15 protein-coding genes are annotated in these 13,118 nt (G+C 64.1%); 9 read left to right on the plus strand and 6 right to left on the minus strand.

The window, feature by feature from the left end:
- Nucleotides 1-23: 23 nt before the first annotated feature.
- The gene (locus ACSYDW_RS10095) at nucleotides 24-614 is read right to left on the minus strand and encodes a TetR/AcrR family transcriptional regulator (protein ID WP_438338599.1); all 591 of its coding nucleotides are present in this window, start codon (nucleotides 612-614) and stop codon (nucleotides 24-26) included.
- A gap of 209 nt (nucleotides 615-823) precedes the next feature.
- On the opposite strand from ACSYDW_RS10095, the gene ACSYDW_RS10100 reads away from it, so the two are divergent.
- Nucleotides 824-1,309 (plus strand): cupin domain-containing protein, encoded by a 486-nt coding sequence (locus ACSYDW_RS10100; protein ID WP_438338600.1) that lies wholly within the window; start codon nucleotides 824-826, stop codon nucleotides 1,307-1,309.
- 68 nt (nucleotides 1,310-1,377) lie between these two features.
- Nucleotides 1,378-2,145 (plus strand): alpha/beta hydrolase, encoded by a 768-nt coding sequence (locus tag ACSYDW_RS10105; RefSeq protein WP_438338601.1) that lies wholly within the window; start codon nucleotides 1,378-1,380, stop codon nucleotides 2,143-2,145.
- On the opposite strand, the gene ACSYDW_RS10110 is transcribed toward ACSYDW_RS10105, so the two are convergent.
- Nucleotides 2,142-3,086 carry an HNH endonuclease family protein gene (locus tag ACSYDW_RS10110; protein ID WP_438338602.1) on the minus strand — a complete coding sequence of 315 codons (945 nt, stop codon included), beginning with the start codon at nucleotides 3,084-3,086 and terminating at the stop codon, nucleotides 2,142-2,144. The genes ACSYDW_RS10105 and ACSYDW_RS10110 overlap by 4 nt on opposite strands.
- Nucleotides 3,087-3,363: 277 nt before the next feature.
- Between ACSYDW_RS10110 and kynA the strand changes: the two genes are divergently transcribed.
- From kynA to ACSYDW_RS10130, 4 genes are all read left to right on the plus strand, one after another.
- Nucleotides 3,364-4,233: a tryptophan 2,3-dioxygenase gene (gene kynA, locus ACSYDW_RS10115; protein WP_438338603.1), complete on the plus strand. Its 870-nt coding sequence runs from the start codon at nucleotides 3,364-3,366 to the stop codon at nucleotides 4,231-4,233.
- A gap of 11 nt (nucleotides 4,234-4,244) precedes the next feature.
- Complete coding sequence (locus ACSYDW_RS10120) at nucleotides 4,245-5,069, plus strand: PaaX family transcriptional regulator (RefSeq protein WP_438338604.1); 825 nt, start codon at nucleotides 4,245-4,247, stop codon at nucleotides 5,067-5,069.
- A gap of 136 nt (nucleotides 5,070-5,205) precedes the next feature.
- A complete protein-coding gene (locus ACSYDW_RS10125) occupies nucleotides 5,206-5,508 on the plus strand; it encodes an ArsR/SmtB family transcription factor (RefSeq protein ID WP_438338662.1) in 303 nt (100 codons plus the stop codon).
- Between the two features lie 18 nt (nucleotides 5,509-5,526).
- Nucleotides 5,527-6,000 (plus strand): SRPBCC family protein, encoded by a 474-nt coding sequence (locus ACSYDW_RS10130; protein WP_438338605.1) that lies wholly within the window; start codon nucleotides 5,527-5,529, stop codon nucleotides 5,998-6,000.
- A 237-nt stretch (nucleotides 6,001-6,237) separates the two neighbouring features.
- Here the strand turns inward: ACSYDW_RS10130 and ACSYDW_RS10135 are convergent, their stop codons facing one another.
- From ACSYDW_RS10135 to ACSYDW_RS10145, 3 genes are all read right to left on the minus strand, one after another.
- The gene (locus ACSYDW_RS10135; protein WP_438338606.1) at nucleotides 6,238-6,972 is read right to left on the minus strand and encodes a transglycosylase family protein; all 735 of its coding nucleotides are present in this window, start codon (nucleotides 6,970-6,972) and stop codon (nucleotides 6,238-6,240) included.
- A 318-nt stretch (nucleotides 6,973-7,290) separates the two neighbouring features.
- Nucleotides 7,291-7,980, minus strand: coding sequence for a phosphonatase-like hydrolase (locus ACSYDW_RS10140; RefSeq protein WP_438338663.1), 690 nt, complete (start codon nucleotides 7,978-7,980; stop codon nucleotides 7,291-7,293).
- A gap of 22 nt (nucleotides 7,981-8,002) precedes the next feature.
- The gene (locus ACSYDW_RS10145; protein ID WP_438338607.1) at nucleotides 8,003-8,758 is read right to left on the minus strand and encodes a GntR family transcriptional regulator; all 756 of its coding nucleotides are present in this window, start codon (nucleotides 8,756-8,758) and stop codon (nucleotides 8,003-8,005) included.
- 169 nt (nucleotides 8,759-8,927) lie between these two features.
- Here ACSYDW_RS10145 and ACSYDW_RS10150 point away from each other — a divergent pair, with 169 nt between their 5' ends.
- Nucleotides 8,928-10,130 (plus strand): TIGR03364 family FAD-dependent oxidoreductase, encoded by a 1,203-nt coding sequence (locus tag ACSYDW_RS10150; protein ID WP_438338608.1) that lies wholly within the window; start codon nucleotides 8,928-8,930, stop codon nucleotides 10,128-10,130.
- 247 nt (nucleotides 10,131-10,377) lie between these two features.
- The gene (gene rarD / locus ACSYDW_RS10155; RefSeq protein WP_438338609.1) at nucleotides 10,378-11,238 is read left to right on the plus strand and encodes an EamA family transporter RarD; all 861 of its coding nucleotides are present in this window, start codon (nucleotides 10,378-10,380) and stop codon (nucleotides 11,236-11,238) included.
- A gap of 31 nt (nucleotides 11,239-11,269) precedes the next feature.
- Here rarD and ACSYDW_RS10160 read toward each other — a convergent pair whose 3' ends face one another.
- The gene (locus tag ACSYDW_RS10160; protein ID WP_438338610.1) at nucleotides 11,270-12,760 is read right to left on the minus strand and encodes a TIGR01777 family oxidoreductase; all 1,491 of its coding nucleotides are present in this window, start codon (nucleotides 12,758-12,760) and stop codon (nucleotides 11,270-11,272) included.
- Nucleotides 12,761-12,913: 153 nt separating this feature from the next.
- On the opposite strand from ACSYDW_RS10160, the gene ACSYDW_RS10165 reads away from it, so the two are divergent.
- Nucleotides 12,914-13,066: a hypothetical protein gene (locus ACSYDW_RS10165; protein WP_438338611.1), complete on the plus strand. Its 153-nt coding sequence runs from the start codon at nucleotides 12,914-12,916 to the stop codon at nucleotides 13,064-13,066.
- Nucleotides 13,067-13,118: the final 52 nt, after the last annotated feature.

Genomic DNA, 13,118 nt, shown 5'->3' on the forward strand with positions numbered 1-13,118 from the left:
CGCCTAAGAGGTGGTCGCGTCGGCTAGGACGCGGGAACGGGTTGGAGGAAAGCCAGTACTTGGGCCCAGACGGAGTTCAAACGATCCCTGAAGGTCTCGGGGTCGTAGTGACGCATCTGCAGGAACACCCCGTCCATGAGGCAGAGGAAGAAGTTGCAGAAGTCATCCGGGTTGCCCGGGGTGAAGGATCCATCCGTGCACCCTGCGGTGTAGGCGTCGAGGATGAGATCGCGCAGTCGTTCCTCGGCCGTGATAAAGACCCCGGAGACGACGCTTTGGATTTCTGCGGGCGTTGCCACCAGATGGCGCAGGTGGAAGGCGAAGAGGGCCGGACGGCCCAGGTAGAACTCGCCGATGCCGAAAAGAATCTGATGGAGACGCTGCGCCGGCGATTGGTCGGCCGCGGCGTGGGCGAACTGTTCGAAGAACTCTCCATACTCGATCTGGGACTGCCTGTAGACGTCCAGATACAGCTCTTCCTTGTTAGGGAAATGTGCATAGATCGACGGTGCCTTGATTCCCACCGCCACGGCGATCGCCTTGAGCGTGGTCTCGGTGTAGCCGTCTCGGCTGAACAACTCGAACGCGGTGTCAAGGATCGTTTGCTTGCTCATCAATTCTTCCTAACGAGTATTAGTTAGGTAGAAGACTAAGCGGGGAATCAACACCCGGTCAAGAGATTACGGGCAGCCGATTCACGGACGGCATCGCGACGGCACCCCACCTTGCATGCAGGTAAATTTGCGATCGCAATTCCTATTGCATATCCGATGATTCCTCTGGCAGGCTGGGGCCATCATTGGAACTTCGGCAAGGAGACACCATGGAATTTCAGCAGGGACAAGAAATCATCCTCGGGGCACTGCCCAAGGGGATCACACTGGCCAGCGAGGCCATGGGAAACAAGACGTGGAACGTCCTCGGGCACACCTACCTCTCGAAGGTCGAGAGCGCCTCGAGCTTCGCGTGGCTTTCCCTGGACCCGTCGGGCACCGGCGTCCCTCCGCACGTCCACCCCACACAGGATGAACACATCTACATCATGGAAGGCGTGTACACCCTCTACCTCGACGGCGAGTGGACCACCGCGGGCCCCGGCGACACCGTCCGCATGCCCATGGGCATCCCCCACGCCTACTACAACAGGCATGAAACGCCGGCCAAGTCGCTCTTCTGGGTGAGCCCGGCCGGACAGCTCTCGACCCTCTTTGACGAGCTCCACAACGTGACGGATCCCGAAGAAGTGGTTCGCCTCTCGGCACTCCGCGACGTCGATTTCCTTCCGCCGGGTTCCGTCCCCGGAGCCTGAACATTGTCACCCCGGTGGGGCAGCGCCTCGGCATGCCCCACCGGACCTTCAACCCAAGGAGCCGCCCCGTGAACGGAAGCACCCTGACTTCGGATGCCCTGTACTACGGGCCCCTGGAGGAGCAACACCTGTTGCTGTCGTTGCCCGGCCACGGGGTGTCCCCGCGGGGAATCGTGGCACTGGTCCACGGCGGCTACTGGCGTTCGGGACCGGACGCCTCCCTCATGGAGCCGCTGGCAGCCTCACTGGTCCGCGACGGATGGGCAGTGGCAAATATCGAGTATCGGCGCGGCGCCACCGGCCCATGGCCCGCACCGCTGGAGGATTGCCGCCGCGCATTGGGTCTGGTTCGGAACATCGGCAGGGAACACGCGATCGGCGGTCCCGTCGTTTCCCTCGGCCATTCGGTCGGCGGCCAGCTGGTGCTTCTCACCGCCGAACTGGCCGATGCCGTCGTGGCACTTGCGCCCGTCACCGACGTGGAACGGACCTATCACGAGGCCCTGGGCGAGCATGCAGCCCTGGAGTGCTTCGGGGCCTCCCCCGCGGATGCACCCGAAACGTACCGGCAGGCATCGGCCGTGAGGCAGCTTCCGCTCCACACCCCGACTCTTCTGGTCCACGGTTCAAACGACACCCGTGTTCCGGTCGGCCATTCACTGGACTACTTCAGGGCGGCGGAGGAATCCGGCTCCGCCGTCGTCTTCCGGGAGTATGCCGAGCTCAGCCATCTGGAAGACATCGATCCGTCGGCCGCGCATTGGAGCGAGGTTGTCTCCTGGATGGCCGACGTGTCAGCCCCCGCCGAGGCCCGGGGCGGCCAAACACTGAACTAGCGCCAACGCAAGCGGGCTTCCGTGCCGCTGGCCTTGCACGTGTAGGTCTTGCCGTTCTTCTTGCCGACGCCGGTCAGGCCCGCATCCGCCTTGGCGCAGTAGGCACCGGGCGACACCTGCCGGGGTTTGGCAGTGGTTGTCGAGGGCGCCTTGGTCGGGGCGGGCTTGCTGGTCGAGGGAGCCACGGACGGGCTCTTGCCGGATAGTTTGATCGGCGAGACCGCGGCGGTTTTCTGGGTCGGGCAGCCCCGCAGGACGCGCTTCATGGCGTCCTTCTCCGCCGCCGTCACGGACAGGGCATATTTCTTCTTGACGCCGATCTGCGTGGCCACGTATTGGCAGCGGAAGGGCTTGTAGGACGGCAGCCATTCGGCGGCGTTGTCGTCCCCCTTGGAGCGGTTCGCCGATGCCTGCGAGGCCATGAGGTTCAAGGGATCATTGGCCACGGCCACCCGCTGCTCCTGGGTCAGTTTTTGCCCGCCGGAAATCCATACGTTCTTCAGGGCGACCACGTGGTCGATATCGACGGAGCCGCTATTGACCTTCCAATTGATGGTGGTGCCGGTGTAGGCGTCGTTCAGCGTGCCGGAGGCCAGCTGGCAGTTCCGCCCATCCTTGTACTTCACTTTGGACATGTCGCGCTTGAGGGTGTCCTGGCGCTCGTCGCACTTGTTGCCATCGGAGTCCTTCCAGCCGTTGCCGAACTTGCCGTTGCGGTCGTATCCGGTCGCCGCGGCCTTGCCCTTGACGGGAAGCGCCTCCAGGGTGGTGAGTGCACTCGGCCCAGTGAGCTTCGCTCCCGGGGCAACGGCACTTCCCTTGGCGGACGTCGCCGGGCCCGACACTTCCGAAGACTTTAGCGCCCCCATGGTCGCGGGATCGGCAACGAGTGAACCGGTCGCAATGAGTACGGACAGCATGAGGTAGGTCAAGAAGTTCAAGATGCTCTTTCAGGATGAATCAACGAGGCGCAATGCCGAAGATCCATCAAAGCACGAGTGGCCCACAACTTACCCGCGGGCCACGCCCGCATGCGGATGGCATGGGGCTGGCGCTGGGCAGTTGGCCGGCACCTCCGTGGGCACAGCCCGTCCCAACCGCAAATTCACCGACGAAATCCGGGGCCTCACTCCAAGCGTTCCAAGCCCGACCTCTGCCACAGACGATCGGATCATTTCACTCTCTTGACGCAAGTTGTGAAAGTGATACCATCTTTTCATGGCTTGCCCGCACGCACAGACGCCCGAAGGCGCCCGCGAAATCGAAGACTCCGTCCGCACCGACTTCCGCAACACCATGTCGTATGGAAGCTACCTCGACCTGGAGCGCATCCTTTCCGCGCAGCATCCGGTGAGCGTTCCGGAACACCACGATGAAATGCTCTTCATCATCCAGCACCAGACCAGCGAGCTGTGGCTCAAGCTGATGCTGCACGAATTGGTGGAATCGCGACGCCTGATCGACAACGACGAACTGGGCAAGGCCCTGAAGTGCCTGGCACGCGTCAAGCACATCCAGAAGACGCTCACCGAGCAGTGGTCGGTCCTGGCCACACTGACACCACGCGAGTACGCACAGTTCCGTGATTCCCTCGGCGCGTCCTCCGGTTTCCAGTCCTTCCAGTACCGCGCCGTCGAATTCATCCTGGGCAACAAGCACCAGGGCATGCTCAAAGTCTTCGAGTCCGACCCTGCTGCCCACGAGCTCCTGTCAAAGCTGCTGCACGAACCCACCGTCTACGATGCGTTCCTCCACGCGCTCGCCCGCGCGGGCTACGCCATTCCCGACGACATCCTCAACCGGGATGTCACCAAGCCCTGGGTATTCCATGAGGCGCTGGTTCCGGTATTCAAGGACATCTACGAATCCGACGACACCACCTGGAGCCTCTACCAGGCCTGCGAAGACCTGGTGGACCTCGAGGACAACTTCCAGGCCTGGCGCTTCCGCCACATGCGCGTGGTGCAGCGGACCATCGGCTTCAAGAAGGGAACCGGAGGCTCCTCCGGCGTGGACTTCCTCAAGCGCGCACTGGACCTCACGTTCTTCCCGGAGCTCTTTGCCGTCCGCACGGAAATCGGCAAGTAGTCCCGCACAGCATGAACCCGGCACTTGATGACCTGGACGCCCGACCCGGCAGCACCACCTCCCTGGTTCGCACCATCGTGGGCCTGTACATCCGCGAGCTGGGCGGCTGGATATCCTCAACGCATCTCATTGCGCTCATGGACGCCCTCGGAACCAGCGCCCAGGTCACCCGGACTGCCATCACGCGGCTCAAGAAGAAGGGAATCCTTGAGCCGCGCGCGGTCGACGGCGCCAGCGGGTTCGCACTGACAAAATCCGGCGAACACATCCTGGCCCGGGGCGATCGACGAATCTTCGAACCACGCTCGATGGGCACGCACGACCAGTGGTGCCTGCTCTCCTATTCCGTCCCGGAGTCGCAGCGCGAAAGGCGCCACCAACTCCGCAAGCACCTCCACGGGATCGGCGGCGGGCTGGTTGCCCCCGGATTGTGGATCTTTCCCGAGTACCTGCGGACCGAACTCTGGGAGATCCTGGAATCGCTCGAACTCCAGGACCATGCAACAGTCTTCGTTTCACCCAGCCCCGAAATGACCGGAAACATGCTGGACGCAGCCTCGACCTGGTGGGACCTCGAGTCGCTGGCCGAGCTGCACCGCACGTTCATTTCCCTGAACCACGCCGTGTCCTCGGCAGGAAACCCCGAGGAATCCGGGAGCTTTGCAACGTACGTGCGCGCCATCGATTCCTGGCGGACCATTCCGTACCTCGACCCGGGCCTGCCCCCTCAATGCCTGCCGGCGAACTGGCCGGGGAACGACAGCGCCAGGCTTTTCCTCCGGATCCAGGCAAGCCATGCCGATGCCGCGAGGGCCTTCGTCCGGACACACCGGTAAGCAGGCCAGCCCCTCGGGACCCCCGCAGCCCTTGACAGCGGCCCCGGGTCGGCGCATTCTGTTGTCAACCGAAAGGTTGATAAAGAAAGAAGTTGAACACGTGTCGTTCGATGAGCACGCTCTTGACCGGGCCTTCATGGCCCTCGCCGATCCCACCAGGCGGCAGATCATAGCCGTGCTGTCCCGGGGGCCAGCCACCCTCAACGAGCTCTCCGAACCGTTCGAAATGACCAAGCAGGCCGTTTCGAAGCACATTCAGGTACTGGAACAGGCAAACCTGGTCACGCGCACCCGCGAGGCACAGCGGCGCCCGGTCCACTTGAATCCCGCACTCCTGGCCGAGCTGACCGGATGGATAGATCAATATCGACTGGTTGCGGAACGCAAGTTCAGCCGCCTCGACGCCATATTGAAGAACCAATCCACCTCGAGTGGATAACCAGACGAAAGTCCCATCATGAGCAACGCATTGACCCTCAGCATCCCCGACGGAAAGCCGTTCATCGATTTCACCCGGGAGTTCGATTTCCCGGTTGCCGCGGTATTCGAGGCCCATCGAGACCCCGCACTTGTCGCACAGTGGCTTGGGCCCGATGGCATGGAAATGGAAATCGACCACTACGACTTCCGCACCGGCGGATCCTACAAGTACTCGCACTCGGACGGTTCGGGCTCCTACGGGTTCACAGGGGTGTTCCACACGGTGCGGGAGAACGAATTTGCCCTGCAGACGTTCGAGTTCGACGGCTACCCCGATGTCGTCGCAATGGACTACATGCGCTTCGAACCCCTCGACGACAACCGGTGCCGACTCGTGGGCCACTCGGTGTACCCCACCCAGGAGGCCCGCGACGGGATGGCCGCCTCGGGCATGGAACAAGGTTTGTCACAGGGCTACGTCCGCTTGGAAGCCATCCTCGGAAGCCGCTAGCGAACGGGTCGGGGCGCGCGCTCCCGGGCACCCCGACCCGGCCCGGTGATCGCAACCTGGCAGCATCAACAACCCGTGGGTCAAGTGGCAATGCAGCCAACGTTCTGCGGCGGGGCAACGGGCAGTTGCCTCGAACCCCCAGAAGGCCGCACCACGCAAATAGGGCCGCCCGCCGGACCCGCAATGCGGGAGCCGATGGACAGCCCTATTCGATTCGTTCCCCGACGGGTCGACCGGCTACTTGGCCGGAAGATCCAGGGTCTGGCCGACGAAGATGAGGTTCGCGCTCGGGACAACGTCGTGGTTCAGCGAGTACAGGTCCTGCCAGTTGCTCAAACCCTGCGACTTGGCGATCTTGTACAACGTGTCTCCGGACTTGACCGTGTAGTTCTTACCCGAGTCCTTCACGTTCACGTTCACGGCCGGCGCCTTGGCAACGGGGGCAGCCACGCGCTTGCCGGTGGAGACATAGCTCTTAGCCGGCACCGACTTGGTCTTGTACGCTGTCTTCTCGTAGGACGACGAGGTGGACTTCTTGGAAGTAGAGGCCTTGTACTGCTTCTGCGTGGTGGTCTTCTTCGCGGGGCTGGAATAGCTCTTGGCAACCGAGCCCTTGCCGCCGGAAAGTCCCAACTTGGCGGAGCAGGCCGGCCATGCGCCCCAGCCCTGGCCGGCCTTGACCTTTTCGGCCACGCGGATCTGCTCGGCCTTGGAGGCGTTGTGCGCACTGCCCGTTCCGCCGTAGGCCTTCCACGTCGAGCTGCTGAACTGCAGGCCACCCTTGTAACCGTTGCCGGTGTTGATTCCCCAGTTTCCGCCGGATTCGCACTGGGCCAGGGCGTCCCAGGTGTTGGTGCTGGCTGCGGAGGCGGGCGCCACTGACATGGCCATTGCCCCGCCCGCAAGAGCCAGCGTCGCAAGCGTTGCCGCGCCGCGGCGAATGTTCTTTTTCTTGGTGTTCTGCTGGATCATGGTTCTCCAGTGCCATCCCCGCATAGGTCGTCCCCGACCATTGTGGCGTCGTTGTCCGGCGTCGCAATCGACGTAAGGGTGGCTACCGCCGCGCTGGACAACGAAGGATATCCGGCGGTAGGTGTATCGTGTTCCGCAACCTGCTGTTATAGAAACGTTACTTAACGACGGTACGACACGCACCCCGGCTCGCGTCAACCCCGGTCGCGGAGAATATCGCATTTGTACTAGTCAACATGGATAAAAAAGTTCCACGAACGAATAAGGCCGTTCCGGCCGACCGTAGTCGCCCGGAACGGCGTTACCAAGTCGAGATTTTTACTGACTGACTAGTGCCGACGCGAGGGCTTCGGGGAGGTCCTTGACGCCACCCAAAACCCATTCGTGGGGGTGGGGCTCCAGCTCGTCGCGGCCAAGGGCACCGGTGAGCACACCCAGCGGACGAACCCCGGCGTTGTACGCGGACAGGAGGTCCAAGACAGTGTCCCCTCCGGAAACCACATTGCGAACATCGTGCACACCGGCTGCCTCCATGACCCGGTGGATCATGTACGGCGCAGGACGCCCGGCAGCCACTTCGTCGCTGGTCACCACCGCATCCAGAAGTTCCCCTTCTCCGATGCCCCACCCAAGAGTTTCAAGGATCGACGCGGCCACATCGCGGGAGAAGCCTGTGGTCAATCCGATCTTGATCCCGCGCGCCTTCAACTCCCGCAATGCCTCTTCTACCCCCGGCAACGCCACTGGCGGATTCTCGGCATAGAACTGGGCCAGCAAGGCACGGAAATCGTCGAATTGGCCGGCAACGACCGCCGGGGCCGCCCGCACTCCCCCGCGTTCCATCAGCGCTGCAATGGCTTCGGTCTTGTCGGCGCCCATCCAAGCCTGCAGGTCGTCCTTGCTTACCGTTGCGCCAGTTGCCTTCACCGCTTCCTCCAGGGCCCGGTACACATCCCCGTGCTCGTCAACGGTGGTGCCGGCCATGTCCAAAACTACAAGTTCAATCACTTTTTTCCTTTGTTTTTTCGTTTTAGGCAACCATGGGAATACGCACTAACGCAGCCCGTGTTTGCCTCGTGTTTTCAATGACGAAGTTCGCCAAATGAGGCAAGTACCTGTCGTCGGAGCACTCCAAGACGCTTCCGTCCTGCCCAAACGTCAATCGACGCTCCCGCAGCATCGGGGCACCCGGCAGGATCCCCAAGAGCGAAGCGTCGACCTCGTCGGCGGCCACCGCGTCAATCAGGTGCCGCCCACGCGAAAGATCTATCCCCAGCGACGTCAGGTACCCAAAAATCGATCCGCTGTCGGTGTCGAAATCGAAGAGCGCATTGCCTGCTTCCGGAACGAAGTTGCCCCGTTCCACCATGGTCGGGACCCCGTCAAGCAGCCTGAGACGCAGAATTTGCACCACCGGGTCACCGGGCTCGATGTTCATCTGCCCCGCAAGATGCTCGTCGGCACCCCTGCGGGCGATCTCCAGCGTCTTTTGCCCCGGCACCTTGCCCATGGAATGGGCCCATTCGGTGAAGGACATGAACGTGGCGAATGGTTGCGATGGGACGGCATGCGCCACCACCGGCGGCTTGCCGCGCCCGCCCGAGATCAACCCCTCGCCGCGCAGCGTGGCCAGGGCCTGCCGGATGGTTCCGCGCGAGACCTCGTGGGCGTCACAGAGTTCTGCCTCGCTGGGAAGGGGCTTCCCTTCCTTCCACTCGCCGGACGAGATCCGCTGGCGGAAAAGTTCGCTGAGACGCTGGTGCATTGGTTCTTCGACTATCGGCATCACAATCCTGAGCATACAAGTGGAAATGGCGTCATTTCGGGGTTATTGGCAAACGACAAGTGAACAGATATTGGACGATTGGCAACCAAAATGAACCATTGGTGAACTTGTCTGGACAAGCATCATTTCGGCTTGAAAAACGCTCTTCGGATCGGCCAGCATCGGTGCTGTGAACACCTCCAACATGAAATCCACGGCCATCCAAGAACCGGTGGCGAGCACCGACGTGCTGATCGTCGGGGCAGGCATCATCGGCCTTGCACATGCAGCGCTGGCCCACCAAGCAGGCCTGAGCGTTGCGGTCATCGACCGCGACCACCGCGCGGTCGGCGCCTCGATCCGCAACTTCGGCCACGCCTGCATCACCGCCCAGCACGGCGAACTCTACGACCTGGCCCAGGCGGGACGGCGCCACTGGCTGGGTTTCGCCGAGAAGGCCGGTTTCTGGGCCTCCGAGGCAGGAGCACTGGTGGTCGCCTCCACCGAAACCGAGCTTCAGGTACTGCGGGAGTTCTCGGCTTCGCGCCCTCCCGGCCAGGTCACCATCCTCGAGGCCGACGAGGTCCGGGCGAAGCTCGGGCGCGAGACCACCAACGGCATCCGCGGCGGCGCCTTCCTTGCCGATGACCTGCGTGTGGACCCCCGCACCACAGTGGGCACCTTGGCGGCCTGGCTGAACAAGCAAGACGGCGCAGCCGTGCACTTCGGCACTGCCGCTTGTGGCTTCGGGGAAGGAAACGAACGCCGGGCCAGGGTATCCACCAACAGGGGCAACTACGAGGCGGACCAGGTCTTCGTCTGCGTCGGCCACGATGTCGACTACTTGTTCCCTGAGATCGCCGCCGAGCACCGCATCCAGCGGTGTGCCCTCCAGATGACGGCAGCGGCCGCCCCCGAGAGCACCTCAATCGTGCCTGCCGTCCTGACCGCCACCTCGATGCTTCGATACGAGGCGTTCACCCACATGCCCTCGGCAAGCGCACTACGCGAGCAGGTCACGGCGAGCCACCCCGAACTGCTGGACATCGGCGCGAACGTCATGTTCACCCAGCGACCCGACGGCACACTTCTTCTCGGGGATTCCCACTCATACGCCCTGACCCAGCCGCCGTTCCTCGCCGAGTCCACCTCCGACCTCCTGCTGCGGGCCGCCGCGCAAGTGCTGGACGTGGAACATGTCCAGCCCACCGAACGGTGGCAGGGCGTGTACGCGTCCTCGGACGTGGCACCCGTGTTGGTGCGCGATATCGCGGACGCTGTCACGGTGGTTTCCGTCACCAGCGGGATCGGCATGACGTTGTCGTTTGGCCTGGCCGAGGCGAACCTCAATGCCCGTCGCCCCGCGGCCCTGGCCGGCACGGCTTCGCGCTGAGGCATCCAGCGAGTCCTTGGCGGATCCAGCCAAGGGCTCGCTGCCGCGTGCAGGGCACCCGCCGCATCACCCGATGCGGAAGCGGGCCCGACCCGAATCATTCCGGCAGGCGCAGCCCCGCTGCCCCTGCCGCCTTTCATGCCCACCCCGTCATCAAACGCTCAATCGGAACCCGACCACGGGCTTCAGCGGACGGTCGCCTAGACTGGAGTTCCCCCACACAACCCCAAAAGACGGAGCGTCTTCGGTGAATCGCGGCGTTCTTGCCTCCATTGTTGCCTCGGCACTTTTCGCAACCATCTTCCTCATCTCCGGCTTCCTGAGCGGCATCGGCCCGAACGAGGTCTACGGCTGGCGGATCGTGCTGACGCTGCTGGTCCTGCTCCCGGTGTATGCCCTTGTTCCCGGGCGCCGGGCGGAGATGACCGCGCTGCTTGGCCGGATCAAGGGCAGGCCCGGCCTGTTGGCCTACGGCGCTCTCGCCAGCTGCCTGGTGGGGGTCCAGCTGTGGCTGTTCATGTACGCGCCCATGAACGGGTTTGCGCTGGCGACCTCGCTGGGCTATTTCCTGTTGCCGCTGGTCATGGTCGTCGTCGGGCGCCTGTTCTTCGCCGAGAAGCTCTCGAGGTGGCAAAAGATCGCCGTGTCGTTCGCGGCCGTGGGCGTCGGCCACCAGTTGGTCTTTGCCGGCGGCATGTCCTGGCCGACCCTGCTGATCTGCCTCGGGTATCCCGTCTACTTTGCGGCACGGCGCAGGGCGCGCTTCGAGTCCAATGCGGCGTTCACCCTGGAGATCCTGTTCCTGACGCCGCTGGCCGTGTACTTCATCGTGGCCGGCGACCGCGACCCCGGATCCTCACTGGTGCCGGTGTTCGCGATAGGCCTCCTGGGAGCCGTGGCCATGTTCCTGTACCTGGGTGCCTCGTCGCTGCTCTCGCTCTCGCTCTTCGGGCTCCTGAGCTACGTCGAACCAGTCCTGCTCCTGGTGGCCGCCGTGGTCATGGGCGAACAGCTCCTGCTTCGCGATGCATTCACCTACGTGCCCATCGTCGTGGCGTTGGTGGTGCTGGCCCTCGACGGGTTCCGCTCGACCCGGACGCTGCGATAGGGCCGCATTCCTCCCCGGGTTCCCGCTGGGCCTAGGAGTGCCCGAGGTTGTGCCGCAGTGCCGCCTCCAGGTCCTCATGCCTGAAGGTGTAGCCGCTGGCTGCAAGCTTCGCGCTTGAGACCCGCTGGTCCGCAAAGGCCAGCTCGGCGGCGCCTTCCTCGCCCAGCAAAAGCCGGGGACCGAAGCCCGGGACCGGAACCAGGGCGGGGCGGCGCAGGACCTTGCCGAGCACACGCGCGTACTCCCTGGCCTGCACCGGGTTCGGTGCCACCGCGTTGACCGGGCCCTCCAGCCCGGGGGTCAGCAGGGCGTGGGCGTAGATGCCGGCCATGTCGTCGATGCCCACCCAGGACTGCCAGGCGTCGTCACCCATCCGGCCGCCGAGCCCCACCGCAAAGAGCGGCAGCATCTGCTGGAGCACTCCCCCGGCCGGCGTCTGGACCAGCCCGGTCCGGATGTTCACCACGCGTACGCCGGCTTCCAGCGCCGCGGCGCAGGATTCCTCCCAGGCACGGCAGACCTCTGCCAGGAAATCGGTCCCCGGCGGGGCGTCCTCGGCCAGCGGCTCCGCCGCGGGACCGCCGTGCGGCGAGGCTCCGTAGATGCCGATGGCCGATGCCGAGACGAGGCTGCGCTGCTTCCCGTCGGAAGCCAGCGTCGCGAGGGTCCTGGCCAGCAGCGTGGTGCCTTCCACCCGGGAGGAGAGGATCTTGTGCTTTGCCGCCTCGGTGAAGCGGCCGCCGATGCTGTGGCCCGCAAGGTTGACCACCGCGTCGACATCGGAAAGGGCGTCGGGGTCCAGGACGCCACGTGAAGGATCCCAGAAGATGCGGTCGGTGCCGTTGGCGGCATCGGCGTTGCGCACGAGCCGCTTGATGCGGTGCCCCCCTCCGCCGAGCAGGCCGCAGAGTTGGGAACCGATGGTCCCGGAGGCGCCGCTCACCGCGATCGTCAGCGGTGCCGCGGCGTAGGCGGCATGGAACCCGAGGTCCGCGCGCAGGGTCCGCTCGCGGTAGCGGAAGACCTGGGTGAGTTCGCGCATGAACGCCTTTTCGGCGAGGTGCCGAGGCTGGTTCCATGGCAGCCGCCCCAGCGCGGGCAGCTCGAATTCGACGATGTCGCGCATGAGCGTTCCGGGTTTTCCGTCGACCGTGGTGTCCGAGAACAGGTGCTGGTGTTCCCAGCGCGCCAGCGGGCCCGATTCCATGATGTCGGTGAAGCTGTGCCCGCGGTCCAGGGAGATGTGTTTGGCCTTCCACGAGATCTGAGCCCGGAGGCCGTCGGGCAGCCCCAGGGTCCTGGCGCCCGTTGCGACGGCGGCGCCCAGCCCCATGCCGAGGGTCCCGGGCGCCGCGACGTCAAGGACCGCCCGCGACCCTACCTCAAGTCCCTTGTCGGGTTCCTGCCGGATCGTCCCCATGAACGGCGCCGAAAGCCGCGGCAAGGCGCCGGGGCGTTCGAACCAGGCGAAGACCGTGCCTCGGTCGAACGGCAGACTGGTGTTGTATTCAAAAATCGCCATAGTTCGCACCCTTCACTCCACGTACCACCAAGCGTAGGCGACCGGACAAGGAGTTCACCGGGCGGTGGGCAATTGTTTTCCGCAGCGCGGGTCCAAAACGTCGGTGCGTACTGCTGTACTTGAGTTGTTGGCGCAAGCTGAAGGGAGCCGAAGATGAGCACCGGGATGCCCGCGTACGCCACCTTGATGGAGCTGCGTACTGCGGGATGGACATTGCAGCAGATCGCCGAGACCTACGGGGTCAGCGAAGCCAGCATCCGCACCGCATTGGCCATGCATTTCACGTGGCGGAAGCCGGCTGCCTAGGAACACTGCAGGATTCCCGGCCGCCACCCGGCTTGGACGTGTGTACCCGGCG

It is taken from the genome of Paeniglutamicibacter selenitireducens (assembly GCF_051550675.1).
Lineage (GTDB): Bacteria > Actinomycetota > Actinomycetes > Actinomycetales > Micrococcaceae > Paeniglutamicibacter.